The 2,046-nt window shown below is 31.8% G+C and carries 3 protein-coding genes; 2 read left to right on the top strand and 1 reads right to left on the bottom strand.

What is annotated here, in order from left to right:
• Positions 1 to 126: 126 nt before the first annotated feature.
• Both OL66_RS04435 and OL66_RS04430 read left to right on the top strand, forming a co-directional pair.
• Complete coding sequence (locus OL66_RS04435) at positions 127 to 462, top strand: hypothetical protein (RefSeq protein ID WP_238568825.1); 336 nt, start codon at positions 127 to 129, stop codon at positions 460 to 462.
• 41 nt (positions 463 to 503) lie between these two features.
• On the top strand, positions 504 to 956 hold the full coding sequence (locus OL66_RS04430; protein WP_238568824.1) for a hypothetical protein: 453 nt from the start codon (positions 504 to 506) through the stop codon (positions 954 to 956).
• A 71-nt stretch (positions 957 to 1,027) separates the two neighbouring features.
• On the opposite strand, the gene tsaD is transcribed toward OL66_RS04430, so the two are convergent.
• Entirely contained in the window at positions 1,028 to 2,014 is a 987-nt protein-coding gene (gene tsaD / locus OL66_RS03420) for a tRNA (adenosine(37)-N6)-threonylcarbamoyltransferase complex transferase subunit TsaD (RefSeq protein WP_034172482.1), read from the bottom strand.
• Between the last annotated feature and the right edge of the window lie 32 nt (positions 2,015 to 2,046).

Raw genomic sequence — 2,046 nt, 5'->3', positions numbered from 1 at the left:
AATATTTCTTTAGTTTGAAAAGATATGAAATTATCTATTAATTTTTAGCCTTAAAGAACAATTTTAAAGACAAAAGTTGTCTAAAAAAATGCAACAGCGCAGTTTGACCGCAAAGTAACTGTTGGCTTGCCTGATTTAGAAGCAAGAGAAGCTATCTTAAAAATACATACCAAAAAGAAAAAAATAGCTACTGATGTTGATTTATTACAAATAGCTAAAAGAACTCCCGGTATGTCAGGCGCAGAACTTGCAGCTATTGTAAATGAAGCTACCATCTTAGCTACTAAAAATAAACAATTAGAAATTAATATGAAAGATTTAGAAGAATCCATTGACAAAGTGAGTATAGGTCCTGCCAAAAAATCACGCAAAACTGAAGAAAAAGAAAAAATCATGACAGCTTATCACGAAGCAGGGCATGCCGTTATTGTAATGAAACACCCTATTCAGAATCCAAAGTAAGAACCATTATAATTACTCCAAGAGGAGGAGCTCTAGGTTATGTGTGGCACACTTCTGATAAAGAATATTTTAGTCAAACCGAAGATAAATTAAAATATGCTATAGTTTGCTCTCTAGGGGGAGCAGCAGCCGAAGAACTTTTTTGTAAATCTAGAACAAATGGAGTTTATTCAGATCTAAAATCAGTTACTCGTATTGCTTTTGGGATGGTTGCTTATTCTGGAATGAGTCCTTTAGGATATATTAATTTTGAACATTGTTCAGAACAAACTCGTTATCAAGTAGACCAAGAAGTTAAAAAAATAGTTGATGAATGTTATAAAACATCCAAAGAACTTTTAATAACTAATAAAACATTAGTTGAAAAAATAACCAAAGCTTTATTAGAAAAAGACACCCTCAACCAAAAAGAAGTTTATGCTTTAGATGAAAAAAATCAAACTCCAACAAAATCCAAAGCAAAAAGTAAACCAAAAAGAACAACAACCAAATAAAAAATAAAAGAGTCCTTTTGGGACTCTTTTTTTTATATATTATATAAAAAAAAGGGGGGTATTATCAAAAATCAAAAAAACAAATTAGGATTTGCTGTAAGATCATATTTTTTAGAAGCTTTAGTAATTTGGTTCTGATAATACGCTGCAATACCTATCATAGCAGCTTGATCAGTACAATATTGCAAACTAGGAAAAATAACTTCCAAGTTAGCAAAAGATGTCATAAACTTTTGTCTTAAACCAGAATTAGAAGCAACTCCACCAGTAACAATTAATTGTTTAGCACGATATTTGGTTAAAGCTCTTTTAGTTTTTTCATATAAAACATCAATAACACTAGCTTGAAAAGAAGCGCACAAATCAGGAATGTTGATATATTTTAGGTTTTGTTTCATCACTAAATTTACCAAAGTGCTTTTGAGTCCTGAAAAACTAAAATTCAGATTATCATTTTTTAAATAAGGGCGCACCAAATGATAAGTGTCTTTTCCTTGTTGGGCTAATTGATCAATCAAAGGTCCTCCAGGATAAGGCAGATTGAGGTTTTTAGCAATTTTATCATAAACTTCTCCTACCGCATCATCAAGAGTAGTGCCAAGAGGTTTGATTTGGAGGTGGTCCGTAAGATAAAAAAGATCGGTGTGTCCTCCAGAAACTAAAAGTACTAAGGCAGGAAAATTAATTTCATGTTCAATTTGAGCAGAATAGATATGCCCTAATAAATGATTTACTCCCAAAAGAGGCTTTTGATAAGTGTAGGCAAAAACATTAGCGGCGTTAATGCCAACTAGCAACGAACCTACCAAACCAGGTCCTTGGGTAACTGCTACTAAATCAATTTCTTGGGGGGTAAGGTTCGCTTCTTTAAGGGCTTGTTGTAATACCAAAGTCATAAATTGAATATGTTTTCTAGAAGCTATTTCAGGGACTACTCCACCAAAAATTTGATGATCTTTAATTTGGGAAAAAACTACATTAGAAAGCACTTTTTTACCATTTTGAGTAACTGCACAACTCGTTTCATCACAACTAGTTTCGATTGATAAAATATTCATATAATTTCCTTTTTATAATTTTATTTTTACAT

It is taken from the genome of Chrysanthemum yellows phytoplasma, assembly GCF_000803325.1.
Classification (GTDB): Bacteria; Bacillota_I; Bacilli_A; order Acholeplasmatales; family Acholeplasmataceae; genus Phytoplasma; species Phytoplasma asteris.
Note: the sequence above shows the minus strand (reverse complement) of the source record. Positions and strands in the feature narration are given on the sequence as shown.